Raw genomic sequence first — 26,621 nt, 5'->3', positions numbered from 1 at the left:
ACCCAATGCCGGTGTGAAGCCTAACAATTTTCCAGCGGACGTGACGCCACACTCTGCGTTCCCGGATCAGTATCGACGTTCGAGACAGTACAGACGCAGGGGTCCCCAGGTCAAACCCGGAGTTGGGTCTCGAGATCCAGCCCGGAAAACAGACGCTCGACGCGCTCGACGGCGGGGGTTCGTTCGGCGACGTTTCTCAAAAGCACTGTTTCGCTCGGGAACAGCTGTTCCCCGAGCAAGAGCCCGTGGTCCCGTGCGGTACTACCAGTCACCGTGAGATACACACCGACCCCGGCGTCGGCGATCGCTCGTTCCTCCTCCCGGTCGCCGTTCGCGAACACGAATTCGACGTCCTCGATTACCTCCGTACCGAGCACCGCTGCCACGAGACGTTCGTACCGAGGCGAGATACACAGTTCCCCCTGATAGTCGTGCAGGAACGACCGATCGAGTGATTCTCCCGCCGGAACCGAATCGGGGGAGGCCAACAACGTGTGATAGACCGTGTCTCCGAGTCCGGTGACGACACGGACGTCGGTATCCCGGGGATCGATCCGTTCGTTCACCTCGGCGATAGAGTCGATCCCTCGTTCGTGCAGCGTCACGGCCTCTTCGAGTACGAGATCCGCGCTGTCGAACCCCAACGCGAACTCGTGGGTCCGCAACGCACGGAACGGTTCCTCCCGGCCGATCAGCCGGAGGTCCAACCCACCGACGTCGATCCGCGCGGAATCGAACACGATCCGTCGCGGGAACCCGGGGCGGTCGTCGCGGTACAGCGTGTATTCGGGACCGTCCGGTGCGTCCGGCTCGCTGTAGCCGGCGAGACGTTCGTAGACGTCTCTCTCCGGCTGAATCTGGCCTTTCGTGATCGCCTTCTCGTACCGCAGCGTCGAACTCACCTCGTCTGCGAGCGTCGCCGCGTCGGCCAGATTCGCTAGCCGCTCGAGAATCGTTTCCAGCGGCCGTCCCTTCCGGGGAACCGCGACCGCAACCGACTCGTTCATTGCGCGAAAACACGGCACAGCGAAGTAAACCGGTTGCGTTTCGGTGTCGACTATCCTCTTCGCTGCAGGGCGAAAGGTTCTCTCCCGTAGCTCACACGTCGCCGAATGCGCTGCTGAGGCGCTTCCGGAACTCGTCGAACGTCTCGAGGCGGTCGTGGATCTCCGCGACGTCTTCCCGAAGTGACTCGACGCTGTCTGCGATTTCGTCGTCCGCATCCCCGATCTGTGCATCGAGTTCCTCGAGATCCGTGCGAATCGAATCGACCCGGTCGTCGAGCGTTTCCAGTTCCTCCACCTGCGCTTCGATCGATTCGAGGCTCTCGTCGACGTCACGCCTGAACGTGAACAGTTCGTCGGCGTGTTCACGAAGCGACGCCACGTCCGCAGAGAGCGTTTCGATCGACTCGGTCGCTTCCTCGGCGTCGCTCGCGACCGCGGTGAGTTCGGCCTCGACCTCTCCGACGCTGGTTTCGAGTTCCTCGACGGTTGTGGATACCTCCCCGACCCGAGAGTCGAGTTCGCCGAGCGTGTCTTCGACCGATTCGATCGACGTTTCCATCGTTTCCGTGGTCTCCTCGAGCGCTTCAGTGCGCTCCTCGTTTGCGGCAGTCCGTTCGTCCACGTCCTCGACTCGACCGGCTACGTCCTCGACACGGTCCGCGAGTTCGACGGTGGTGTCGTCGAGATCCGCCGTGATGTCGTCGAGATCGGCAGCCTTCGCCTCCACGGCGTCGGTCCGTTCCGCGAGCTCGCCGGTCCAGTCGGCGATTTCTTCGGTTTCGGTTTCGAGCGCCGACGCGTTCTTCCGGAGTACGTGGCGTTCCCGTGCGCCGACTTCGACATCCCCTTCGAGCCGTCGGACGTCCGATTCGATCTCGGAGACGGTGTCGGTGACGCCCTCGACCTCCGACTGGAGTTCCGCGAGCAGCTCGTCTGCAGTTCCGTTCTCGTCGATGAACTCCTCGAGTGCGTCCGTGTAGGCGTCGAGATCCGCCACCCGCGACTGGAGGCGGCTCAACCGCACGTCGACGCTGTTTGGAACGCCGACGTCGAGTTCTTCCCGGAGCAGTTCGAGGTCGTCGTCGGAAACCTCGTCTTCTCGGATCTCCCGTGCCAACGCAGCGGCGATCCCCTCCGATGGAGTCTCGACCCTCCCGACGTTCCGTTCCGCTTCGTCGACAGCGGATTCCGCCTCGAGATCCTCGTCATCCTCGTGTAGCGTGATCGCCGGGGGGGTCTCTTCCGGTATTGCGTCCGGCTCCGGACTCGTCTCCTCTTCGGACTCCTCGTCCAACTCCAACTCATCTTCCGTCTCCGACTCCTCGTCCAACTCCAACTCATCTTCCGTCTCCGACTCCTCGTCCAACTCCAACTCATCTTCCGTCTCCGACTCCTCGTCCAACTCCAACTCATCTTCCGCCTCCGACTCCTCGTCCAGCTCCAACTCACCTTCCGCCTCGGACTCCTCCACCGAGACAGGATCTTCCAAGTCGAGAGGTTCCTCTTCGTCCTCTTCGCCGTCTTCGGCGTTCGCCGACTCGTCCGCTTCAGCAGGTTCCTCCGGCTCGCCGAGGACGATCGGCTCCTCGTCCGGAGCATCGTCCACTTCGGCTGCAGGTTTGGACTCTTCGGGATCCGCCAGGGGATCGGCTTCCCCGGGTTCCGCCAGCGGGTCCTCCTCCCCGGGGTCCGCCAGCGGATCTGGCTCCTCGTCGTCCGTTTCGCCGTCGTTTTCCTCGTCGAGCCCGGGTAGCGTCGATCGTTCCCCCGCAAGCACTTCCCGGATCGCCTGACTGTTGTCCGAGCCGAGAACGTCCTCGATCGATTCCGGCTCCGGATCCTCCTCCGTCACCTCCTCGACCTGCGGCTCGGTTCGGAACGCCTCCAGGTCCGACGGGTCGTCGGTCCGCACACCGTACACCGTCGTGACGCTTTCTCCAGGCTCCAGGGTGGTTCGGAACTCGACTCTGTTGTCGCGGTAGGCGGTCCAGTTTTCGCTGCCGTAATCGGGATGGAACCCGATCCGGTCCATCGGGAACGACTCCGGGATCTGATCGACGAGGCGGACGGTGACCGGCCCTTCGTGGGTCGAATGGACCAGAAACGAAACCGCCGGCACCGGGAATTCGTCAGTGCTGAAGGTCTTTCTCACCTTCAACTCGCCGTTCGAAGCGGTAATGGCGCCGTCGCTGGGACTCATGGATAGCCGTTCAGCAGACGGGCTTGTAAATGGTATGGGCCGATTGTCGCGGTTGATACTGGGAACGCAACCCTAGCGGTTCAGGTCGTCAACACCGTGACCGGGCCGTCGAACTCGAGGATGATCTGCTGGGTGTCGTCGCCGAACAGCGCCTTGCCGGTCGGGGACCGCGTCCGGCCGCTGACGAAAACGTGGTCACACCCCTCGCTTTCGGCGTGAGCGAGCACCGTCTCTACGGGATCGCCCAGCGCCCCGACGGCGTCGTACTCGATGTCGACGTCCGAAAGCACTTCCCGTGCGATGTCCTCCGCGTAGTTCGCCGCACCCTGTTCCGCCTGATAAACCCCGTACTCTCCGCCGTAGCTGGAGATCGACTGTAGCTCCCGATACGTATCGTTGTACTTCTCCTCCGTCGTGACGTGCAACAGCGTGAGCCGGGCGTCGACACCTGCCGCGAGCGTTCCCGCCTCTCGAACCAGCTCCTTCGATCCCTCCGTCGACGAGACGACCGCAAGCGCGTGGCGCATACCCGAAGTTCGTCTGGGAGATGACATAAACGCACGGGTGCCCTTTTGGGGAACTTACGACTCGGTTCAGAGATCGATCCGATCCCCGATCTCGACGACCTCCAGTCGGCGGGGGTACTCGAAGCTCCGGACGTGATCGTGGAGGACAGTCGGGTCCGCAGTGAGTCCCTTCCACATATCCCAGTGAGACGGGACCAGCCGATCGAACTGGAGATCGCTCGCCGCCTCGACGATCTCGTTTTCGTCGCTGTACCACTTCGTCCGAACTGGCTCGCGGGTCTCTTTGTCCGGTATCCTCCCGACGCTCCCGAACGCCAGGATTCCGAGATCGATGTCGTACTCTTGCCCGAGTTGCGAGAAGTCGTCCGACGGTTTGGTGTCGCCGCCGTGGAAGACGGTCCCCGCGTCGTGTTCGATGACGTAACCGACCGGGTGAGTCGCGTCCGGATCGAACACCTCGACGACGTCGATCTCGAACTCCCCGATCTCGACGGTATCACCCTCGGAGACCTCGGCGAACTGACTCTCCTCGACGCCCCAGTGCTCCGTCCAGAATTCCTCGTCCCGGGCGACGGCCAGCGAGTCGTCGGGTGCGTAATACGTCGCCCCAGTGGTTGCCAGGATCGGTGCCTGTGAAGGCCCGTGAACGTGGTCGGTATGTTCGTGAGTCGCGAGAACCGCATCGGCTTCCTCGACGTCCTCCGGGTCGAACGGCACGGGGATCATCCGAACCGTCCGTGGTGGATCACCGAGGCCGACGTACGGGTCGATCCACACCGTCGTTCCCGCACATCCCTTGAAAACGAAGCCGTTGCAGCCCAGATACCACACGGCGACGGTTTCCGGTTCGGCGTCTGCGATCGCGTCCGGCAGCCACGTTCCCCAGTCTGACTCGCTCATACGCTCCAGTCCGGCTGCTCGGCCCCTAACCGTTGCGGAGTCTCTCCGAAACGTCTCCGGAGCCATCGGCCGCCGTGGGAAACCCGAACACGACTCGATCTCCCGGTTCGAGATCGAACGCTTCGTCCCCTCGGCCTTCCCGGACGTCACACTCGAGATAGCCGTGACTTCCGACCGTGAGGAGGCGATCTCCCGGATCGACGTCTGCGAACGTGTCCACGACCGGCAGCCATGTCCCGTTCACTGCGGCCCGGTCGTGGCCTTCCGCGACAGCACCAGGAACGTTTGTGATGGCGTTACCGAACCCGTCGACCACGAGTACTTCCCCCGCGATCCCGTCGACAGTGTCAACGTCCCTGCCTACCGCTTCTGGGTCGTCGATCGGCACCGGTTCGGGAAATCGGAGATCGACGAACGACCCGGTCGGTTCCACCCCGTCGATATCCTCGATCGACGATATCCCCGCTTCGTGGACGTCCGCGGCAAGCGGCGCGAAGACGTCCCGGCCGTGAAACGTCGACGAGGCGGGATCGTCGGGACGATAGACGAACACCTCGAAGCGATCGCCCCCCGAGTCGCCTCCCGACTCGTCTCCACTGGACCCGCGACCGGGCGAGCCTTCGTCAACGAACGCTCGGGCAGCCGGAACGAGCGACCCGTTGTCCGGACCCACGAGCGCGTGGTCGCCGGCTCGGATGACGATCGCATCCCGGTCGGTCCCGACACCAGGATCGACCACCGCACAGTGAACTCCAGGTGGAAACTCCGGGAGAACGAACCGAAGCCAGAAACCGGCCGCGCGGACGTCCTGTCTGGGAAGGTCGTGGGCCACATCGACGATTCGGGCGTCCGTGCGTCGGAGAAGTACCCCCTTCATCGCGGCAGGATACGGCGATCCGAAGTCCGAACTGAGCGTGATCATTTCGCGTCGGTTTCCGTCTCCGATTCGTCGAACGATCCGATATCGGGATCGTCGACGCCGTACTCGTCGTCGGTCGAGTCCGTCTCGCTGACCCGCTGGAGTCGCTCGACGCCATCGACCTCGTCGATCACCTCGACGACAGGTTCGGGAACGAGATGTTTCCAGGGCTCGCCGTGTATCATCCGCTGTCGGAGTTCTGAACCCTCCAGGACGTCCCGATTGAACATCGGCGACTGCCGTACTTCGACGCCCGCTTCCTCGAACAGCTGAATGACCAGGGGATTGTTCGAGTAGGCCACCTCGAACGCCGGCGACATCGACTGGACGTGGCTCACCCAGACGGAGTTGCGATCGAGGTCCTCGATCGGAACTACGTACGCGGTGAGGTCGTACGGCTGCACTGCCTTCGTGAGCATCATGACGCGTTCCCCCGCAGTAAAGGGGTTCTTCTCGGTGTGAGAGTCACCCGCCGACCCGATTCCGAGGACGAGCTCGTCGACCTCCTCGGCGATTTCCTCGACCATGTACTGATGGCCGTTGTGGTACGGCTGGAAGCGGCCGATGTAGAACCCCCGCATACACCGTTCTTTCTCGAGTACATTTATAAAGTCCGCGGGTCCGATCGAAACGCAGAATAACGGAGGTATACGCCCTCTATCTGGTGATTAACTCGGTGCACACGGATCGCCCAGGGGGAGAAAGTATATCAATCGCGAGGACTACTTTTCGGGTAACCAATCGGTTCTATGAGTAACGACGACAACAACGGTTCCCGCGATCGGCGACGTTCCGACGGGGAAGAGCCCGCCGAGGACGCGTCGTCCGACCGCGAGGAACGGACAATCCCCGAGAAATCGGAAGACGTCGAGGAGTCCGACGGCTCCGAGGAAGTCGGTGATTCCGAGGAAGTCGGTGATTCCGAGGAAGTCGGCGATTCAGTCGATCCGATCGACGGGAACAAACAGGACGACGACGATCCGTGGCAAACCCCCGGATCGGCGATCGAAGAAACGCTCGCCGGAAACGGCGAATCACCGGGAGAGACGTTCGAGGAAGGGGCCGACGAGCAGTCGGCCGACGGGGAGGAGCAAGCACCGTCGATCGACGACCTCGGTAGCGACGTCGAGATCGACGCAGAGATCGAAGAGGATCCCGACCCCGAGGACCTACTCGGTGGGCTGAAGATCGACTCGACCGAGGAGATCAACATCCCCGAACGGCTGGTCGATCAGGTTATCGGCCAGGAACACGCCCGTGACGTAATCATCAAGGCTGCCAAACAGCGGCGCCACGTGATGATGATCGGCTCCCCGGGAACCGGGAAGTCGATGCTGGCGAAGGCGATGTCCGAACTCCTCCCGAAAGAGGAGCTTCAGGACGTCCTCGTCTACCACAATCCCGACGACGGCAACAAGCCCAAAGTTCGGACGGTGCCGGCGGGCAAGGGCGAACAGATCGTCCAGGCCCACAAGGAGGAGGCCCGCAAGCGCAACCAGATGCGCTCGTTTTTGATGTGGATCATCATCATCGTGGTGCTCGGGTACGCGCTCATCATCGCGGGACAGATCCTGCTGGGTATCCTCGCGGCAGGTATCATCTACATCGCCTTCAAGTACGCGTCCCGAGGCTCCGACGCGATGGTGCCGAACCTGCTGGTGAACAACGCCGACACGAAAACGGCGCCGTTCCGCGACGCCACCGGCGCCCACGCCGGTGCACTGCTGGGGGACGTCCGCCACGACCCGTTCCAGTCCGGCGGCATGGAGACGCCGAGTCACGACCGTGTCGAAGCCGGCGCCATCCACAAGGCGAACAAGGGCGTGCTGTTCGTCGACGAGATCAACACGCTGGACATCCGCAGCCAGCAGCACCTGATGACCGCGATCCAGGAGGGCGAGTTCGGCATCACCGGCCAGTCCGAACGCTCCTCGGGTGCGATGGTCCAGACGGAACCGGTCCCGACGGACTTCATCATGATCGCCGCGGGGAACCTCGACGCGATGGAGAACATGCACCCCGCGCTGCGGAACCGGATCAAGGGATACGGCTACGAGGTGTACATGGAGGACACCATCGAGGACACTCCAGAAATGCGGCGCAAGTACGCACGCTTCGTAGCCCAAGAGGTCGCCAAGGACGGCCGGCTCCCGGAGTTCACCGACGACGCGATTCGGGAGCTCATCCTGGAAGCGAAACGGCGTGCCGGGCGGAAGAACCACCTGACGCTTCACTTCCGGACGCTGGGCGGGCTCGTCCGCGTCGCCGGCGACATCGCCCGCGGCGAGGACGCGGAGATGACCACCCGACAGCACGTGCTCTCCGCGAAGGACCGCTCCCGGTCGATCGAACAGCAGCTCGCCGACGACTACATCGAGCGTCGGAAGGATTACGAGATGCAGGTCTCTGAAGGGTTCGTCGTCGGTCGCGTCAACGGGCTCGCGGTGATGGGAGAAGACTCCGGGATCATGCTACCAGTCATGGCAGAAGTCACCCCTTCCCAGGGCCCCGGCGAAGTGATCGCTACCGGCAAACTCAAGGAAATGGCCCAGGAGTCCGTCTCGAACGTCTCCGCCATCATCAAGAAGTTCTCGGACGTCAACATCTCGGAGAAAGACATCCACATCCAGTTCATCCAGGCGGGCCAGCAGGGTGTCGACGGCGACTCGGCGTCGATCACGGTCGCGACGGCGGTGATCTCCGCACTGGAGGACGTCGGCGTCGATCAGAGCCTCGCGATGACCGGATCGCTGTCCGTCCGGGGTGACGTGCTCCCCGTCGGCGGGGTCACCCACAAGATCGAGGCGGCCGCAAAGTCCGGCTGTGAACGCGTGATCATCCCCAAAGCGAACGAGCAGGACGTGATGATCGAAGACGAATACGAGGAGATGATCGAAATCATCCCGGTCTCGCACATCAGCGAAGTGCTCGACGTCGCCCTGGAGGGCGAACCCGAGAAGGATTCGCTGGTCGACCGCCTCAAGAGCATCACCGGCTCGGCGCTGAACGAGGGGGCAAGCGTGTCCGGACCATCGAGTCCGAGCCCACAATAGCACAGTCACGGCGGGCCGACCGAAGCCCGACTCCGATTTTCCATCACCACACACGAATGCCGGACTGGACGACGTTCACGGCGTTTGCAGCCGTGACGACTGTGCTCGTGTTGCTTCTCGCTCGTGCCTCCCAGTCGATGCTCGCCCGGACCGATCAACCGGAAAGCCAGACCGACGCCGACGACAGCGGACAGCCGGGAAACGACGGGCGGGCCGCCGCCCCCGGTGACGTACCGGCGAGCACGGAGTCGGCGACGACGAGTGCGGAGTCGACGATGACGACCGCAGAGCCGGAGCTTACGACGACCGCGCTGCTTGCCAACGTCGCCGTCTCACAGGGTGCGTTTCTGCTCCTGATCGGTCTGGGCGCCTGGCTGTTCGGAGTTCCGGCGTGGGCGTTCGGCGTTGACGAAGCCACAGTGGGCGTCGATCTCGTGGGGTTGGGCCTCGTCGCCGGCGTCCTCCTGTACCTCGGAAACGAAGCGGCGGCAGCGATCGGCAAGCGACACGGGTTTACGGGCTCGGAAGAACTCCGTCGCCGCCTTGCACCCGATACTGTCGTGGGGTGGTTCGCGTTACTCTTCGTCGTGCTGCCGCTGATCGCCGTCTTCGAGGAGGTGCTCTTTCGCGGCGCACTGATCGGCGTGGCAGCAGCGGGGTTCGACGTCTCCCCGTGGTTGCTCGCAGTCGTCTCCTCGGTCGCCTTCGGCTTCGGTCACGGCGCCCAGGGGAAACTGGGGATCGTAGTAACTGGAGTGCTCGGGTTCCTCCTCGCGGCGCTGTTCATCGCGTCCGGGAGCCTGCTTCTCGTGATCGTAGCTCATTACGTGGTCAACGTCCTCGAATTCCTGGTCCACGAGGCGCTCGGGTGGGAGCCGTTCGACGGCGATCCCCGGCCGGACGCACGACCGAATGCAAGCTAGACGACGTCGCCACGGACGCTGGATCCCGACTGTTCTCGGCGGCGCTCGCGGATCGTCCGTGCCGCCACGTCGGCTCTTTCCCCGTCCGCACCGATCATCTCCAGCGCGTCCGACAGCGTGGGCATCACGAAGGATCCTTCGCGCAAGCGTTCGAGCGCGTCCTCGTCGCGGTGACCATCGACCCACAGACAGACCCCCCGAGGGTCGAGTAGTTCGTCGTACGCCTCACGGGGCAACGCCCCCTTCAGTCGCTGCGTAACGTTCGCATCGAAACTGGCGTTACACACCTCGAAGTGAACTGGGGGCCGCCCGGTCGTCTGTTCGTCCGTCGACTGTAGTGTAGTCCGTACTGTCGCATCCAGAAGGTGTGTCGCCAGGCACCGTTCCGGTGCGACGTATCCGTTGTCGTTCGTCGCGACGTACCCCGGATGCTCGTGGGCCCACTCGGCCCTGACAGTTCGTCCGACGCCTTTCACCCCGTGTGATTCCTCGAATTCGGCGGCCGCTTCGTCGTCGCCCCGCATGAGAATGTCCTTGGTGAGATACACGTCGAGGCGATCGATCGGATCCAGCCCGATTGCCACGTCGCCGTACACCCACACCTCGCGGACGGGAACCGGCATCACCTCGTCGTCGAGCACGTCGAGCATCGATTCGATCCATTCGAGGGCGGCGTCGCGTTCCATCGACCGAATCTGGGGCTACAGCAGGAAAACAGTTTCCGAGACCGGAGGCACCAGACTCCCAGTGTCAAGCGGGCCACGGAGCGACACATCAAAGGGGAGGCCACCCGACAGAGAGATATGGTCGTCGACACGGCGATGTGGGTTCTCCACGTCGTTTTTGCGGGAGTGTGGACCGGAAGCGTTCTGTTCGTCGCCGGCGTGGTGATGCCGCCGGCGTACCGGGGTGAAATCGACGTCGATCCCCTGGAGGAGTTTCTCTCGAAGCTACAGTTGCTCACCCGCGTGAGCGCGGTGATATTTCTCGTCACCGGCGCCCACCTGGTCGGGACTCGCTACACGGGGATTCCGCCGGAGTTCGGTGCACTCGTCGCCACACCGAGCGGACACACGGTGCTCACGATGTTTTTCCTGTGGCTCGTCGTTACTGGCCTCGTCGAGGTCGGTTCCCGCCGGGTCCAGTCGGGACTGAGCCAGCGGAAACTCAGAGAGCCCGCCCGGAACGCGCGCCGACTGTTTCAGGCGGCAGCACTGTTCGCGATCCTCCTGCTCGTCACCGCCGGGCTGCTTGCCGCCGGCGTCTAGCGTCAGATGACGGTCGCCTGTAGTCAGCCGGCCTTCGGGCCAGTTGCAATCAGCCGTCGATCCGCTCGGCGAGAACGCGTTCACACCGCTCGATCACGGTTTCCGGGGATCTCGAGGCGTCGATCCGGACGAACCGTTCGGGCTCTGAACTGACCAGCCGCTCGTAGTTCTCCCGGACCGCAGTCAGATACTCCACCTGTTCGAACTTGTTCGTCGCGCCGGCCCGCTCGGCTGCGGTTTTCGGATCGAGATCGAAGTAGAGCGTGAGGTCGGGTTTCCTGGAGAACGCCGAATGAACGCCGCGAACGTACTCCATCGGCCGTTCCAGATCAGTCTCGGCAGCCAGCGTCGCGCCCTGATACGCGAATCGGGAATCGGAGTAGCGGTCAGAGATGACCAGGGTCCCCGCCGAAAGGGCCGGACGGACGACTCTCGAGAGGTGGTCGGCGTGATCGGCCGTGTAGAGGAACAGCTCCGCAAGCGAGTCGGCGTCGTCGTCGGCTATCGATCGGTTCACCGCGTCGCCGTACCAGGAGTCGGTCGGTTCGTGAGTGAAGACTGCCTCGGGGTATCGAGGTTGCAACGCCTCCCAAACGGTGGTTTTCCCTGTTCCGTCGAGTCCCTCCAGGGTGACGAGCATACCCGAACGTGCCGGTGGAGCGTTTAAGGCTCCGTCGGTTGGGCGGATCAGTGGGCCGTCTGTCACACGTCTGACGCCGCGGTAGTTTTAGGTCTCGAGAGTCCGTAAACTGACGATATGAGAGTGCTCGTGGCGGGCGGAAACGGTTTTGTCGGAACTCACCTCTGTCGGGAACTCGTCGATCGCGGTCACGAGGTGACCGTTCTGGCTCGGACGCCGGACGAGGAGCGGCTCCCAGACGGCGTCGAGGCCGTCGCCGGCGACGTCACGGCGATCGACTCGCTCGAGCCCGCCGTCGCCGACCAGGACGTCGTAGTGAATCTGGTGTCCCTGTCACCGCTGTCGGTTCCGAAGGGCGGAAACGAGATGCACGACCTGGTCCACCGGCGCGGTACCGAGAACCTGGTCACGGCTGCCGAACAGGCAGGCGTCGACCGGTTCGTACAGATGAGCGCACTCGGCGCGGATCCCGACGGAGACACCGCCTACATTCGAGCGAAGGGCCGGGCGGAAACCGCCGTTCGGAAATCGGATCTCTCGTGGGTGATCTTCCGTCCCTCGGTGATCTTCGGTGAGGGAGGTGAGTTCGTCTCCTTTACCAAACGGCTCAAAAAGATGTTCGCGCCCGGCGTTCCAGTCTATCCGCTTCCCGGTGGCGGGAAGACGCGATTCCAGCCGATCTACGTCGGCGACCTCGTGCCGATGCTCGCCGACGCCGTCGAGTCGGACGAACACGCCGAGCAGACGTACGAGATCGGCGGACCCGAACCGCTCACGCTCCGGGAGATCACGGATCTCGTCTACGAGTCGGAGGGGAAAAACGTCACCATCGTTTCGCTCCCGATGGGACTTGCCGGAATCGGATTGACCGTTCTCGACGTCGTACCGGGGTTCCCGATGGGGCCCGACCAGTATCGCTCGCTCAAATTCGAAAACACGACCGCCGAAAACGACATCGGTGCGTTCGACGTCGACCAGGAGGAATTACTGACGTTTCGGGAGTATCTGGGGGTTTGACTGGCAAGAGACACCAGATCGTCGGATCGTCACACTTTCACAGGATATATCACGGGTGATAATTTGATACGAACGCTAATATGTCCGGGCACGACATCGGAACGTGTCAGGAAGGCGCACCGTCGGACGAACGGAAAAGATAACGACAACGAATGATCACCAATAACGGACGACGACGGGGTCAGCAATACGGCGGATCGAAACGGCGGGTACAGCCATCACAAGGCTTATATCCGCAATCGTGTTTGAATCCAGCAATGAGGACGGGGAATAAGGAATGAAGCTCGCAATGATCGGCTTCGGGCAGGCAGGGGGAAAGATCGTCGACAAGTTCATCGAGTACGACGAAAGACACGGCTCCGAGATCGTTCGGTCCGCGATCGCGGTGAACACCGCGAAGGCGGACCTGATGGGATTGAAACACGTCCCACAGGACAAGCGGGTGCTCATCGGACAGGCCCGCGTGAAGGGCCACGGCGTCGGCGCAGACAACGAACTCGGCGCCGAGATCGCCGAGGAGGACATCGACGAGATCCAGGGAGCGATCGACTCGATTCCCGTCCACGAGGTGGACGCGTTCCTCATCGTCGCCGGGCTCGGCGGGGGGACCGGTTCCGGCGGCGCTCCGGTACTCGCAAAGCACCTCAAGCGGATCTACACGGAGCCCGTCTACGGACTGGGGATCCTTCCGGGCTCCGACGAGGGAGGGATCTACACGCTGAACGCCGCACGGTCGTTCCAGACGTTCGTCCGCGAGGTCGACAACCTCCTCGTGTTCGACAACGACGCGTGGCGCCAGACCGGCGAGTCGGTCTCTGGGGGGTACAATCAGATCAACGAGGAGATCGTTCGCCGGTTCGGCATCCTCTTTGGCGCCGGCGAAGTGGCCGAAGGCCAGGAGGTGGCCGAGAGCGTCGTCGACTCCTCGGAGATCATCAACACGCTGTCGGGCGGCGGAGTCTCGACGGTCGGCTACGCTAGCGAGGACGTCGAACCGCGGGAGTCGGGCGGACTGCTCTCCCGGCTTCGGGGCGACGACAGCGACGACGAGCTCGATACGGCGCACACGACGAACCGGATCACGAGTCTCGTTCGGAAGGCGGCGCTCGGACGCCTGACTCTCCCCTGCGAGATCGAGGGGGCCGAGCGCGCTCTCCTCGTGATGGCCGGTCCGCCGCGGTACCTCAACCGGAAAGGGATCGAACGGGGACGCAAGTGGATCGAAGAGCAGACCGGGAGCATGGAGGTCCGGGGTGGTGACTACCCCGTACGCGGCAGCGACTTCGTCGCCAGCGTCATCCTCCTGTCGGGCGTCACGAACGTCCCGCGCATCAAGGAGCTCCAGCAGGTGGCGATCGAGGCGCAGGACAACCTCGACGAGATCCGGGAGGAAAGCGAGGAGAACCTCTCGAGTCTCATCAACGACGACGCCGACGAGCTGGAATCGCTGTTCTAACCTCCGCGGCCACCGATTCGAGGAACGTGCACGTACTCGTTCCGTTCGCAGCCGATCGACCGAAGACGAGACTCGACCCTGTCCTTTCCTCTGCAGAGCGGTCCGCGTTCGCCTCCGCAATGCTTTGTGACGTTCTCGAAGCGATTTTCGCAGCCGGACACGAACCGGTCGTGCTCTCGACGGCGCCGCCCGAGGATCCGACCGACAAACTGCAGACGGTACTTTCCGACGCCCGGACGATCGTCGACGATCGACCGCTGACGGATGCGGTCAACGCCAGGTTGGACGAGGTCCCGATCGCCGTGGTGATGAGCGACCTCCCGCTCGTTACCCCCACCGTACTCCGCCGGTTCCTCGAGGTCGACGGCGACGTCGCCATCGCACCCGGGCGCGGCGGCGGGACGAACGCGCTCGTCGTGCGCGACGCCGACTTTTCCGTCGACTACCACGGCACGTCGTATCTGGATCACCTCCGGATCGCCCAGGGGATCGGGGCGAGCGTCCGCGAGTTCGATTCCCACCGACTGTCGACGGACGTCGACGAGCCTGCGGATCTCGTGGAGGTACTGTCGCTGTCGGATGGGCTCGCCCGTGCGTGGCTCGAACGCGCCGGGTTCGAACTCGACGCCACCGACGGACGGGTCGGCGTCCGACGGGAGTGATCTCCTGCGGGAGTGAGGTTTTTGTGTGTCCGCGCCGGAGACGCCAGCGTGTTTCCCGGCAGCGAAGAGTACGGCGTCGACGTGACGGTCGACCGACGGGAGGTTGATGCACTTCTCGAAGTCACGCCCGACGACGTGGAGAGCGCCGAAGCACTCACGTTCTCCCGGAACGTCTTCCTGCCGCTGACAACCGCATGCCGGTACACCTGCACGTACTGTACGTTCTACGATCCACCGGGCGAGGCGTCGCTCATGAGCCCGGACGAGATCCGCAGAGAGTGCCGTCGAGGGGCCGACGCCGGTTGTACGGAGGCGCTTTTCACCTTCGGCGACGATCCCGACGCGCGGTACGAGCGGATCCACGAGCAGTTGGCAGAATGGGGGTACGACGACGTTCTCGAGTATCTGTATCGAGCGTGTGAAATTGCTCTAGAGGAAGGGCTGTTACCGCACTCGAACCCCGGCGACCTGGACGAGTCGGCGTTTTGCAGACTCCGGGAGGTGAACGCGTCGATGGGCGTGATGTTAGAGACGACCGCCGACGTGCAGGCCCACGCGGGAAACCGCCGAAAGCTACCCGGACAGCGGCTCGCAACGATACGGGACGCAGGACGTGCACGCGTACCGTTCACTACGGGGATCCTCGTTGGAATCGGGGAAACAGCGCGGGACCGGGCGGAGTCGGTACTGGCGATTCGGGAGCTACACGAACGGTACGGCCACGTTCAAGAGGTGATCGTCCAGAACGTCGTCCCGAACGACCGATCGGAGTTCGAACGGCCCGACGGAGAGACCATGCGTCGGACCGTCGCCATGGCGCGTGCGGCGCTGCCGGCGTCAGTGTCGGTGCAGGTGCCGCCGAACCTCTCGCCGACCCGCACGTTGCTCGACTGCGGCGTCGACGACCTCGGCGGCGTCTCCCCCGTGACCGACGACTACGTCAATCCGGAGTACGAGTGGCCCGCCCTGTCGGAGTTGCGCGAAATCGCCGATGTCGCCGGTGTCCCGCTCGTCGAGCGGCTCCCTGTGTACGATAGATATCTCCGGGACGGCTGGTCGAGCAGACGGATCCGCCGACGGGTCGATGCAGGCGAGTTCGCCCCAGCGGACGATCGGGAAGTCAACACCTTCTTTTAAGTAGGAACCGTCGTTCGTGACGGAACATGTCAGTGTTGCAGCTCCAGTCGGTGTGGGAGGCCATCGACGTCGGCGCGGTCGCGACCGGGCTCGTCGCGTTCGTCGTCGGGTTCGTCGTCGTCTTCCTGCTGGGCAAGATCGCGTTCGTGCCAGTCGTTCGGAGAGCCCTCGGGACGCGAGGGTTCGACGAGGCGGTCCAGAGCCTCGGAACCAGCGTCGCGAACGCAGTCGTGTGGCTCGCAGCAATCGCCGTCGCCTTCACCGTCGCCGGCTACGGCGCGTTCCTCTCGGCGTTCGCCGTCTTCGGGGGCGCGTTCGCGCTGGCGATCGGGTTCGCCGCACAGGATCTTCTGGGCAACTTCGTCGCCGGCGTGTTCATCCTCAAGGACAAGCCGTTCGAGGTCGGCGACTGGATCGAGTGGGACGGTAAAAGCGGCCGGGTCGAGGACATCGACCTCCGCGTCTCGCGGGTTCGGACGTTCGACAACGAACGAATTACCGTCCCGAACGGCGATCTCGCCAACAACGCAGTGAAAAACCCCGTCGCCTACGAGACACTCCGCCAGAAGTTCGTCTTCGGGATCGGCTACGACGACGATATCGACGAAGCAACCGATTACATCATCGAGGCTGCAAAAGACCATCCGGAGATCCTCGCCGATCCGGCGCCGTCGGTTCGGCTGGTGGATCTGGGCGACTCCGACGTCGGGCTCCAGGCTCGGATCTGGATCGAAGAGCCCGACCGCGCCGACTTCATGCGGGTTCGCTCGGAGTACGTTCAGGCGGTAAAAGAGCGGTTCGACGAGGAGGGGATCGACATCCCCTACGTCCACCGCGAGCTCACCGGCAGCGTCGAACTCGTCGAACGGGCGAGAGGCGCCGACGACTGATCGGCGGAGTGAACGGCGTGTCGATCACAACAGGCCGATCATCGAGAGCACGAGCGCGATCCCGACGATCACCGCGGCGATAGTGACCAGCCGCCAGGCGATCCGCAACACGAGCCGGCCGATCAGGATGACTATCGCAATACCCACGAGCACGACCAGGAGTTGCCCGATCGGGGTCGCGAAGAGTCCAGCCTGGAGAACCGGGGCGCCCTGGAGGATCGCAAGGATCCCCAAAACGGCCGCGTCGGATGAGAGTGCCATACCCTCCGTTGCGCGGACGAGGGAATAAGCTTTGGGCGCCCGCTTGACGCCTGCAGGACCTGCGTCACGAGGACCCATGTGATGAGGTAACGTCCTAATATAAAAGATATTATATAAAAGGGAGAAACTGGAAGTGATTGACAGCGGTAGCCGTTACGGAACGGCCGTCTCGGTGGTGAATTGCCTCTCGAACGACCAGCCGAAAAACCCCCTCACTTCTACTGTGTACACCAGCTCAGTACTGCGATTTTTAGTCTCTAATACTACTTTCACTCCGCTCTAGATACCGTTATATGCAACGCTCCGTTGTATTGGTGGTGTGTACGCGACGCCGTAACTGTCGCGGGGGGAGAACTGATCAGAACCTGGAGAGGTACCGACCCATCGGGCCCGGGAAACGCAAACATGAAGGGGCCCACTCACCGAGAGAACAACCCATGGATACCGGGAATTCACACAGCAATCGAGAGCCGCCTCGCACGCATCGTGGAGTGATGACGCAATGAGCGACGCCGAACGGACGGTAGAGGAGATCGATCTGCCGATCAAACGCACCGAAGGCGAGACGCTGAAAGAGCGCCTCACCGACAACGCCTACGAGAACATCCTGCCGGCCCGATATCTCCGAAAAAATGCCGACGGAGAACTGATCGAAACACAGGAGGAACTGTTCGTCCGGATCGCGGAGAACATCGCGCTCGCCGAGGCGGTGTTCGAGGCCGAAAAGCGCGGCGTCGAGGTCACGGTGACGCCGGACCAGCTCAAGCCCGACCATCCCCGGCGGGACGAACTCGCCGAGGAGGTGTTCGGAAAAGGCGTCACTTCCGAGGACGACGCGGAAACCACGCTTTCTGTCTACAACGTCAACAAATTCGCCTACGAGACGATCGTTCCGGAACTCCCGCCGGAAATCGCCGCAGTAGTCCAGGAGAAGGCCGAAGAGTTCCGGAAGATCATGGAGGACCTTTCTTTCGTTCCGAACTGCGTTCCGCCGGATTCGCTGGTCGCTGCAGGCGGTGGAATGAAACCGCTCACCGATGTCGAACCCGGGGAACGCGTGTACGACGACGTGGATGGAAACGCCAACGTCGAAGAGAAGTATCAGAACGGGGAGAAACCAGTTCTGGAGATCGAAACGGATTCCGGATATACAGTACGGGCAACACCGGAGCACTACTTCCGCGTAATCGACGAACGTGGGGAGTACGCGTGGCGCCAGTTGAAAGAACTCGAACCGAGAGACACGATCGCCCTCCAGCGGAACTTCCTGGACGACGACGGGGAACAGCCCGTACTCCGAACAGAAACACACGCCACTGACGGAGGGACGTCCGCCAGTCTCCCCTCGCTGGGACGGGACCGGCTTTCGATCGAAACACCCGAGACGGTTACACCCGATTTCGCCGAGTGGCTCGGCCTGTACATCGGAGACGGAACCGCCCGCGAAAGCGGGGTCAGAATGGCGTTCGACGACGCCGACGAAGATCTCGTCGAGCACTGGAGCTCCCTGACAGAGAAGGTCTTCGGATTCGAACCGACTGCCGGACCTCACGGAGAGGCAGCGTGTATTATCGGACGCGCAAGTCGACGCGAACTGTACGATTTCCTGGAAGGGAACGACCTATTGAAGGACAGTTCCAAAACTGCGACGGTTCCGGACACCGTACTCCGGTCCGGGCGAACAGCCGTAGCACGGTTCTTGCGGGGGCTGTTCGAAGCCGACGGCACAGTCGGAGAGCGGTCGATCGAGCTGTATACCCACAGCGAAGCCCTCGCCTCACAGGCACAGAAACTCCTTTTGGGACTCGGGATCCGCTCGACGATCCGGGAGAAACGTGACGGCTATCGGGTCAGTATTCGAAAGAACCGGTGTGGAAAGCGCTTCGTCGAGCAGGTCGGATTCATAAGTGACCGAAAGAGAAGTCACGCAAAACGGTTCGAAACGGTCGCGGACAGTGCCACATCGCTGAAGATCCCGAACCAGACCGAACGGCTCCTCGAGTGGTATCGAGAAAGCGACCTCGACCACGACGCCTACAAAGACCTCTCGCAGTTCCTTATCGATCCGACGTCGGAGTATCATCAGGAAATCGGCGAGGAACTGTTCGAAACGTACGCAGAAACGTACCCCGAACTATGGGAGTCACCAGTCGCAGAACACGTCGAACGTGACCAGTTTTACGAGCCGGTCGTCTCGATCACGGAACTCGGTACGATGGCGGTCGAAGACATGCAGGTTCCCCGCCGGAACACGTACGTCGTCGAGGGGTTCGTGAGCCACAACAGCCCCACAATAATGAACGCCGGCGACGAACTCCAGCAGCTCTCCGCCTGTTTCGTCGACTCTCCCGAGGACGACATCACCGACATCCACCAGACGATGAAGGAGGCGGCGGAGGTGTTCCAGTGTCTCACCGAGGACACCACCGTCTTCGTCGAGGACAAGGGGCTCGTCTCGATCGCGGACGTCGAGCCGGGCGACGAGATTCGAGGACGCGACGGGGAAGGACACCGCACGCGACGGGTCGAGGAAACCCATGCGTACGACGACGCACCCGTCTTCCGGGTCGTCACGGAGGCGGGAATCGAGCTCACGGGCACGCCGAACCACGAACTCTTCGTGGACGGCGACTGGACCCGGATCGACGAGATCGAGCCCGGCGACGCGCTCTCCGTTCGGCTGGGCTGGATTCCCGACATCGGCGAGGAGGTCGAACTCGCGTCCGTCGAAAGCGGCGTACGGGAGTCGATCTCGACACCCACCGACGGCGAACTGGCCGCCGAGACCCGCCTCTCGCCGCGGTCGGTCGCCCGGTACCGGGAGCAGCAGTCGCTGGAGCCGAACGGTCGCCCGGCGAAGGCCGTCACCCAACCGACGACGCTCACCGCCGACCTCGCCGAACTTGTGGGTATGTGGGTCGGCGACGGGTCGACACACGAGGACGGGATTCGGTTCCATCTGCGCCGCGAGGAGACGCTCGAGCACGCCGACCGGCTGTGCCGGGAGCTGTTCGACGAGGGGCTCGACTGGCAGTGGGCCGACGACTGCTACGACGCGGTGTTGCACAGCCACGAGATCAGGCGCTTCTGGCTCGAGAACTTCGGCGACGCGAACCCCGAGTCGACGACCGCGTCCGTACCCGGGCCCGTCCGGCGCGCGGACCGCGACGTCATCGCTGGATTCCTCCGGGGGCTGTACTCCACCGACGGCAGCCTGCAGAAGGGAGCGTATCCCCGGCTGTGGAGCGCCTCCGCGGAACTGATCGACGACGTCCAGCAGCTCTTCGTCGGTCTCGGAATTCCGGCGGCGACGTGGGAGCACGACTCCACGGATCGCGATTACGACAACGTCGGTCCGACCGGGGAGGTCGGCCTCGAGCGGTTCGCCGACCTGGTCGGCTTCGTGGACGGCCGAACGGAGGAGATGCGATCGGAACTGGCCGAGATCGATCACGCGGGGACGACGTTCGGAACGATCGACGGCTCGACGTGGGAGGTCCCGGTCGAACGCGTCGAGGCGGCCGGCACCGACGTCGTCTACGACGTGACCGTCGAGGAGGAGCCCGAGTACGTCGCGAGCTCGGTGGTCTCTCACAACAGCGGCGGTGGTATGGGATACGCGTTCTGGAAGCTCCGTCCCTACGGCGACGCGGTTGGCTCGACCGGCGGGATCGCCTCCGGGCCTATCACATTTATGAGGACTTATGACCAGATGTGTTTCGTCCCTGAAACGAAAATCCTCACTCCCGGCGGGACGACATCGATCGAAGAACTGGACGAGGGTCAACTGGTAATCGACGAGAACGGGGACGCACAGCCGGTCACTGAGACGATGGAGCGATTCGTCGACGAGGAGATCGTCGAAATCACGCCGAAGCGGATCAACAAGCCGCTTCGCGTAACCGAAGAACACCCGTTCAAAGTCGTCCGTGACGACGGATTCGAGTGGATCGATGCCGGCGATCTGGAGGAAGGAGACCATCTCGTCTTGGGACACTGGAGCGACGAAAACGACATCGCTATCGACGGGACGATAGATCTCACCGGGTTGGCTTCCGGCCCCCTCGTCTTCACCGACGGAGGGGTCGTAATCAACCGGGAGCATTACGGCGTCTCGAAGGGGACGCCCCCGGCGGCGTTCGAATCCGAGGTCCCGACGGAGGATTTCGCAACGGTCGCCGGCTGGTATCTCGCGGAAGGAAGTATCCGCTACCAGCGGAGGATCCCTTCAACAGTAACGTTTACGCTGAACAACGACGAGCGGGCGGCGGCCGAAGAGATCCGGGAAGCGCTCAACTCCTTCGGGGTCGACTCGCGGATCCGCGAAGTCGAAGACCGGAACACGCTCCACGTTCACGCGGAACATACCAGCTTCGCGGGTTTCATCGAAGGAACGTTCGGCACCGGCGCGTCGGAGAAGTCGGTCCCCCGTTTCCTCTGGAACGCACCCGTTTCCGTTCAGGCACGCGTGCTGGAGACGCTGTTCGAGGGCGACGGACGGCTCGAAAAGCGTGGAAAGAGTCAGCGCGTACAGCTCAAGCTGGCCAACGAGGAGATCGTCGACTTCGTCTTCCAGGTCGGAGTCCGCTGTGGCGTCCAGTTCTCTCGCCACGATAGGACCCCGGAGGACCGGCAGCCGACGTACTCGGTCAGTGCGAGCGTGAGTACTGCACTCGGAACCCCACTCGAATGCCTCTTCGAGGAGGTTCCCGACGGGTTCGCTCCACGGGATCGGACAAAGCAGGCGAACGGTCGAGAAGTCGTTGCGATCGATTCGATCGAACGGACGCACTACAGTGGACCGGTCTACAACGCCGAAGTCGCGGGTACCCACACATACGTCGCCGAGGACGTTGTCGTTCACAACTGCGAGACTATCGCACAGGGAGGTGCCCGCCGTGGCGCGCAGATGGGGGTGATGCGCGTCTCTCACCCGGACGTCATCCAGTTCATCCACGCGAAGAACAAGGACGTCTCGCTGGCTCACTCGCTGCGGCTGAACGATCCGGACGACTACACGCACAACTCCTTCAAGGAGGCGCTCGAGGAGGCACGGGAACTCATCGACGACGAGGGCCGAGTCCCCAAACATCTCCGGAACGCCGTCGAGGGACACCTCTCTAACTTCAACATCTCCGTGGGCGTCACGGACGACTTCATGGAAGCGCTGTACAACGACGAGGAGTTCACCTTCACCAACCCGCGAACCGGCGAGCCCCACGTCGCGACCCCGGAGACGAAGGAACTGTACGACATGTTCGGCCTCGGCGAGTACGTCGAGGTCGGCGAGGTGCTGTCGGTACCGGCGGCCGAAATCTGGCAGGACATCGTCGAGGGCGCCCACGAGAACGGCGAGCCCGGCGTGATCTACCTCGAGCGGGTGAACAAGGAGCATTCGTTCGACGTGGAGGACCATCCGGATCATCGCATACTCGCCACGAATCCGTGCGTCACCGGCGACACGCTCATCAGCACCGAAAGCGGGCTGATCCCGGCCGAGGAGCTGTACGAGCAGGGCGTCGCTCGCGACGTCGTCGTCGACGGGCGGCTCAGCGAGGATCGAGTCAAGGAAGCCAGCAGCGTCTACCGGACCGGCGAGAAAGAGGTATATAAACTCACCACGGAGGAGGGGTACGAACTCCGCCTGACCGCCGACCACCGCGTGATGACCGACGACGGCTGGGTCGAGGCCGCCGACCTGGACGCCGGCGACACGGTCCACGTCCAGAACCGGAAAGGCGAATTCGGCCGGCACGGATCCGCCGCCGAGGGACGCGTGCTCGGCTGGCTGGTCGGCGACGGCCAGATGAAATCTTCGGAAGAACGGGCCGTTCTCCACTTCTACGATCGAGACACGGAACTCTCCGAGGAGTTTGCTGGATACGTAAACGAAATCGTCCGCAACCCCATCGGAAATGCGGACTACGGGGTCGGCGTAACACAGATTCAGCGCCGTGAGAGTCACCGTTCCGAGGCCGGAAGAGAAGAGCGGGTTCGATCAGAGCGTCTTTACGAACTCGCAGCCGACCTCGGCCTCGAAGCCGACAAGTTACAGGTTCCAGAGGCTGTTTTCAAGGGAAGCGAAGAGATGGTTCGTGGCTTCCTACAGTCGCTGTTTACAGCGGATGGAAGCGTACAGGGGACCAAGGAAAACGGCCGAACAGTCAGACTCGCGAGTGTAGATGTCGACCTTCTCGCTCAAGTTCAGCAACTCCTTTTGAACTTCGGGATCGCGAGCACGATATACGAGGGGCGCAAATCCTCCGGAAAACGAGAACTTCCTGACGGAAATGGAGGAACTAAAGAGTACGAAACCCAGGGATTCCACGATCTCGTCATTTCGAAGGATAATCTCGTTCGGTTCCGGGACGAAATCGGCTTCCTCCGGGAAGACAAGCAGTCGAAACTCGAGGCACATATCGACTCCTACACGCACGGGCCGTACAGTGAAACGTATACGGCGACTGTGGAATCCGTTTTCGAAGACGGAACTGAAGAAGTGTTTGATTTAACGGAAACAGACACACATTCGTTCATCGGAAATGGGATAGTAGTTCATAACTGTGGTGAGCAGCCGCTTGAAGAATACGAGGCCTGCAACCTGGGTCACATCAACCTCTCGACGCTTGCGGCCCTCGACGCACCCGACTGGCGTGCCTGGAGTGCCGAGCACGAAGACGAGTACGACAGCCAGGCCGAGGCGGTCGAGGCGTTCCTGGAGGAGGCGATCGACTTCGAGGAGTTCGACTACCGGATCGATCGCGGCACTCGGTTCCTCGAGAACGTCGTCACGATGTCGGACTTCCCGGTCGAGAAGATCGAACAGAAGGTCCGGGAGATGCGCAAGATCGGCCTCGGGATCATGGGGCTGGCGCAGCTGTACGTCCAGCTGGGCGTCCGGTACGGCTCCGAGACCGGCAACGAGATCGCCCGCCAGCTCATGACCCACATCAACCACACCTCGAAGTGGACGTCCCACGAGCTGGCAGAGGATCGCGGCGCATTCGCCGACTGGGAAGACTCGAAGTACGCGAACCCGACCGAGTACGCCGAGTGGTTCGAGCACCACACCGGACTCGACGCCGACGAGTGGGAAGACGGGTTCCCGATCCGGAACCACAACACCACGACTATCGCACCGACCGGCTGCGTCGACGAGGACTCGCTGATCTCGACCGACGAGGGGCTGCAGCCGATCAAGAACCTCGACGAGACGACCGCCGAGTTCGAGCAGTGGGACGAGATCGAGGTCGGCGTCTCGACCGACGGCGGGACGAAGACCGCGACCGCCGTGTACGACAACGGCTTCGCCGACGTGCGCCGGATCGAAACCGAGGGCGGCTTCAGCGTCGCCGCCACCCCGAACCACCGGTTCCGGACGCTCACGGACGACGGCGAGTACGCCTGGAAGGAGGCCGACGACTTCGAGCCGGGCGACACCGTCATGCTGCAGCGGGGAACGTTCCAGAACGGCCCGCGGACGTCACTGGATACCAGCGAGAAGGGGAACCGCCACTGGAACTCCGACGAGAACCTGACACTCCCGGAAGAGATGACGCCCGAACTCGCAGAGTTCCTCGGGTACTTCATGGGCGACGGCTACGTCCACGACGACGTCGGGATCAAGCTCGTCGTCGAGTCCGACGCCGAGGAGCTGGACACGTACCTCCGTGAACTCGGAGAATCCCTGTTCGGCGTCGAGCCAACAGTGGAGGACCGGGACACGCGACACGTGCTCGTCTTCGGCGGTCGTCACCTCCCGCGGTACTTCGAAGACAACGGCTGGAAGAAGGCCGACGGGAACACCGGCGAGGGTGCCGCAAGCGCGTTCGTCCCCGAGGAGGTGCTCGCGAGCGACGAAGCGGTCGCGAAGGCGTTCCTCCGCGGGCTGTTCGAGGCCGACGGGACCGCCTCGCGGAAGGTCGAGCTTTCGACCGTCTCGGAGACGCTGGCGGATCAGGTCCAGACGCTCCTGCTCTCGCTCGGCGTCGTGTTCGTCCGCGACGTTCTGGAGATGGACGCCAGGGAGGACCACTACGGCGACCACCCGCGCCACTGTCTGCGGGGAGCGAACAGGCGCGAGGACAAGCGGTTCCTCGAGGAGGTCGGCTTCGTCACGAAGTCGACCGAGATCGAACTCACGGCCCAGTCGTACAAGAACGACACGTATCCGCCGGCGATCGTCGAGGCGCTGCGGGACGTCGACGGCTACGACGCGGTGAGCAGCTCGGTGAAACACCGGGTCAACCAGTCGCCGAGGAACGGTTCTGTCTCTCGGAAGCTGGTGCGGGACGTAGAAGCCGAGACGGGCGAGACGGTACACCTGGACGGACGGTGTCTCACGGACTTCTACGCGGCGACCGTCGAGACCGTCTCCGAGGAGAAGGCCTACACCAAGGACATCAGCGTCCCGTCGAACAACACCTACGTCGCGAACGGGTTCGTCACCCACAACACCACCTCGATGCTCGGAAATACGACAGGTGGCTGCGAGCCGATATATAACGTCGCGTACTACAAAAACGTCACCGACGACGTGCAGGGAGACGAGATGCTCGTCGAGTTCGACGACTACTTCCTTAGGGTGCTCGAGGCAAACGATATCGACGTCTCATCGGTGAAAAAGGAGGCACAAGAGCAGATGGCCGCAAACGAGTTTGACGGCGTCGAAGGGCTGTCGACGGTGCCAGACTCCATCGGAGAGCTGTTCGTCATCACCGAAGACCTATCTGGAAAGCAACATGCCTCGGTGCAGTGTGCCTGTCAGGAAGGTGTCGACTCTGCGATCTCCAAGACCTGCAACTTCCCGAACGAGGCGACCGTCGAGGACATGGACGAGGTGTACCGGTACATCTACGATCACGGCGGAAAGGGCGTCACAGTCTACCGGGACGGCACTCGCTCGAAGCAGGTGTTGACCACGCGGGCGAAGAACACCGACTTCGCCGACGAGAGCGAGGCCGCCGAGGCGATCACCGAGCAGATCCAGGAGGTGTTCGGCGGGCTCGAGTCGTTCCTCGAGAACGACGACGTCCGGGAGGCGCTCGACGCGGAGATCGAAGCGTTGCTGGAGTCGGTCGACGACGGGTCCAAGTACACCGAGCGTCGGGCCCGACCCGACTCGCTCACCGGTGTCACCCAGCGGATCGACACCGGCTACGGGAAGATGTACGTGACCGTCAACGAGGACGAGAACGGCGAACCGTTCGAGCTGTTCGCGAACATCGGCCACTCGGGCGGGTTCACCAACTCCTTTACGGAGGCGCTGGCGAAGGTGATCTCGACGGCGCTGCGGTCGGGCGTCGACCCCCACGAGATCGTCGACGAACTCCAGGGGACCCGGTCGCCGAAAGTCGCCTGGGACAAAGGCGAACAGATACAGTCCATCCCGGACGCGATCGGCACCGCGATGCGGCGGTACCTGGACGACGAAATCGAAAAGGGCTACCCACAGCAACAGCGTCTCGAAGAGGCCGCCGGCGGGATGTCCGCGGCCGTCGGCGACAACGACGTCCACGACGTCGACAGCGACGAGGAAACCGACGGGGGCTCTTCACTCGCCGAGAACGGGGCCGGTACCGATGCCGGGAGGGACGACGGCGTCGACGCGACCCAGGCGCTCATCGACGCCGGAGAGTCGCCCGAGTGTCCCGAGTGTGGCTCGATGTCGCTGTACTACTCGGAGGGCTGTAAGACCTGCGAGTCCTGTGGCTGGTCGGAGTGTTGAGATAACGCCAGTACTCCCTTCGGGCGGTGAAGGC

General features: G+C 63.0%; 18 protein-coding genes. 9 read left to right on the top strand and 9 right to left on the bottom strand.

Going from position 1 to position 26,621, the window contains the following annotated elements; all coding sequences use genetic code 11:
• Positions 1–110: 110 nt before the first annotated feature.
• The 6 genes from AArcCO_RS04055 to AArcCO_RS04030 form a co-directional block, all read right to left on the bottom strand.
• Positions 111–1,007: a phosphoribosyltransferase HisG-related protein gene (locus tag AArcCO_RS04055; protein ID WP_259535164.1), complete on the bottom strand. Its 897-nt coding sequence runs from the start codon at positions 1,005–1,007 to the stop codon at positions 111–113.
• A gap of 91 nt (positions 1,008–1,098) precedes the next feature.
• Complete coding sequence (locus AArcCO_RS04050) at positions 1,099–3,207, bottom strand: coiled-coil domain-containing protein (RefSeq protein ID WP_259535163.1); 2,109 nt, start codon at positions 3,205–3,207, stop codon at positions 1,099–1,101.
• An 80-nt stretch (positions 3,208–3,287) separates the two neighbouring features.
• A complete protein-coding gene (locus AArcCO_RS04045; RefSeq protein WP_259535162.1) occupies positions 3,288–3,734 on the bottom strand; it encodes a universal stress protein in 447 nt (148 codons plus the stop codon).
• Positions 3,735–3,800: 66 nt separating this feature from the next.
• Entirely contained in the window at positions 3,801–4,634 is an 834-nt protein-coding gene (locus tag AArcCO_RS04040; protein WP_259535161.1) for an MBL fold metallo-hydrolase, read from the bottom strand.
• 25 nt (positions 4,635–4,659) lie between these two features.
• Complete coding sequence (locus AArcCO_RS04035; protein ID WP_259535160.1) at positions 4,660–5,556, bottom strand: SAM hydrolase/SAM-dependent halogenase family protein; 897 nt, start codon at positions 5,554–5,556, stop codon at positions 4,660–4,662.
• A complete protein-coding gene (locus AArcCO_RS04030) occupies positions 5,553–6,134 on the bottom strand; it encodes a nicotinamide-nucleotide adenylyltransferase (RefSeq protein WP_259535159.1) in 582 nt (193 codons plus the stop codon). The genes AArcCO_RS04035 and AArcCO_RS04030 overlap by 4 nt, the downstream gene beginning before the upstream one ends.
• 168 nt (positions 6,135–6,302) lie before the next feature.
• On the opposite strand from AArcCO_RS04030, the gene lonB reads away from it, so the two are divergent.
• On the top strand, positions 6,303–8,606 hold the full coding sequence (gene lonB, locus AArcCO_RS04025) for an ATP-dependent protease LonB (protein ID WP_259535158.1): 2,304 nt from the start codon (positions 6,303–6,305) through the stop codon (positions 8,604–8,606).
• 56 nt (positions 8,607–8,662) lie between these two features.
• Positions 8,663–9,529, top strand: coding sequence for a CPBP family intramembrane glutamic endopeptidase (locus AArcCO_RS04020; RefSeq protein ID WP_259535157.1), 867 nt, complete (start codon positions 8,663–8,665; stop codon positions 9,527–9,529).
• Here AArcCO_RS04020 and AArcCO_RS04015 read toward each other — a convergent pair.
• Positions 9,526–10,215: a DUF7095 family protein gene (locus AArcCO_RS04015; protein WP_259535156.1), complete on the bottom strand. Its 690-nt coding sequence runs from the start codon at positions 10,213–10,215 to the stop codon at positions 9,526–9,528. The two genes, AArcCO_RS04020 and AArcCO_RS04015, sit on opposite strands and share 4 nt — an antisense overlap.
• A 117-nt stretch (positions 10,216–10,332) precedes the next feature.
• On the opposite strand from AArcCO_RS04015, the gene AArcCO_RS04010 reads away from it, so the two are divergent.
• Complete coding sequence (locus AArcCO_RS04010) at positions 10,333–10,797, top strand: hypothetical protein (protein WP_259535155.1); 465 nt, start codon at positions 10,333–10,335, stop codon at positions 10,795–10,797.
• A 49-nt stretch (positions 10,798–10,846) separates the two neighbouring features.
• On the opposite strand, the gene tmk is transcribed toward AArcCO_RS04010, so the two are convergent.
• Positions 10,847–11,437 carry a dTMP kinase gene (gene tmk, locus AArcCO_RS04005; protein WP_259535154.1) on the bottom strand — a complete coding sequence of 197 codons (591 nt, stop codon included), beginning with the start codon at positions 11,435–11,437 and terminating at the stop codon, positions 10,847–10,849.
• 117 nt (positions 11,438–11,554) lie between these two features.
• On the opposite strand from tmk, the gene AArcCO_RS04000 reads away from it, so the two are divergent.
• The 5 genes from AArcCO_RS04000 to AArcCO_RS03980 all read left to right on the top strand — a co-directional run bounded on the left by AArcCO_RS04000 (position 11,555) and on the right by AArcCO_RS03980 (position 16,599).
• Entirely contained in the window at positions 11,555–12,454 is a 900-nt protein-coding gene (locus AArcCO_RS04000) for a complex I NDUFA9 subunit family protein (protein WP_259535153.1), read from the top strand.
• Between the two features lie 277 nt (positions 12,455–12,731).
• Positions 12,732–13,910 carry a tubulin/FtsZ family protein gene (locus tag AArcCO_RS03995; RefSeq protein WP_259535152.1) on the top strand — a complete coding sequence of 393 codons (1,179 nt, stop codon included), beginning with the start codon at positions 12,732–12,734 and terminating at the stop codon, positions 13,908–13,910.
• A 26-nt stretch (positions 13,911–13,936) separates the two neighbouring features.
• Entirely contained in the window at positions 13,937–14,572 is a 636-nt protein-coding gene (cofC, locus tag AArcCO_RS03990; RefSeq protein ID WP_259535151.1) for a 2-phospho-L-lactate guanylyltransferase, read from the top strand.
• 48 nt (positions 14,573–14,620) lie between these two features.
• The gene (gene cofG / locus AArcCO_RS03985; RefSeq protein ID WP_259535150.1) at positions 14,621–15,709 is read left to right on the top strand and encodes a 7,8-didemethyl-8-hydroxy-5-deazariboflavin synthase subunit CofG; all 1,089 of its coding nucleotides are present in this window, start codon (positions 14,621–14,623) and stop codon (positions 15,707–15,709) included.
• A 26-nt stretch (positions 15,710–15,735) separates the two neighbouring features.
• Positions 15,736–16,599 (top strand): mechanosensitive ion channel family protein, encoded by an 864-nt coding sequence (locus AArcCO_RS03980; protein ID WP_259535149.1) that lies wholly within the window; start codon positions 15,736–15,738, stop codon positions 16,597–16,599.
• A 24-nt stretch (positions 16,600–16,623) separates the two neighbouring features.
• Here AArcCO_RS03980 and AArcCO_RS03975 read toward each other — a convergent pair whose 3' ends face one another.
• Positions 16,624–16,860 carry a DUF8029 family protein gene (locus tag AArcCO_RS03975; protein WP_259535148.1) on the bottom strand — a complete coding sequence of 79 codons (237 nt, stop codon included), beginning with the start codon at positions 16,858–16,860 and terminating at the stop codon, positions 16,624–16,626.
• Between the two features lie 502 nt (positions 16,861–17,362).
• On the opposite strand from AArcCO_RS03975, the gene AArcCO_RS03970 reads away from it, so the two are divergent.
• Positions 17,363–26,587: a ribonucleotide reductase barrel domain-containing protein gene (locus AArcCO_RS03970; protein WP_259535147.1), complete on the top strand. Its 9,225-nt coding sequence runs from the start codon at positions 17,363–17,365 to the stop codon at positions 26,585–26,587.
• The last annotated feature ends 34 nt before the right edge of the window (positions 26,588–26,621 follow it).

Source organism: Halalkaliarchaeum sp. AArc-CO (assembly GCF_024972735.1).
Classification (GTDB): domain Archaea; phylum Halobacteriota; class Halobacteria; order Halobacteriales; family Haloferacaceae; genus Halalkaliarchaeum.
This window is presented reverse-complemented; position numbering and strand designations above follow the sequence as displayed.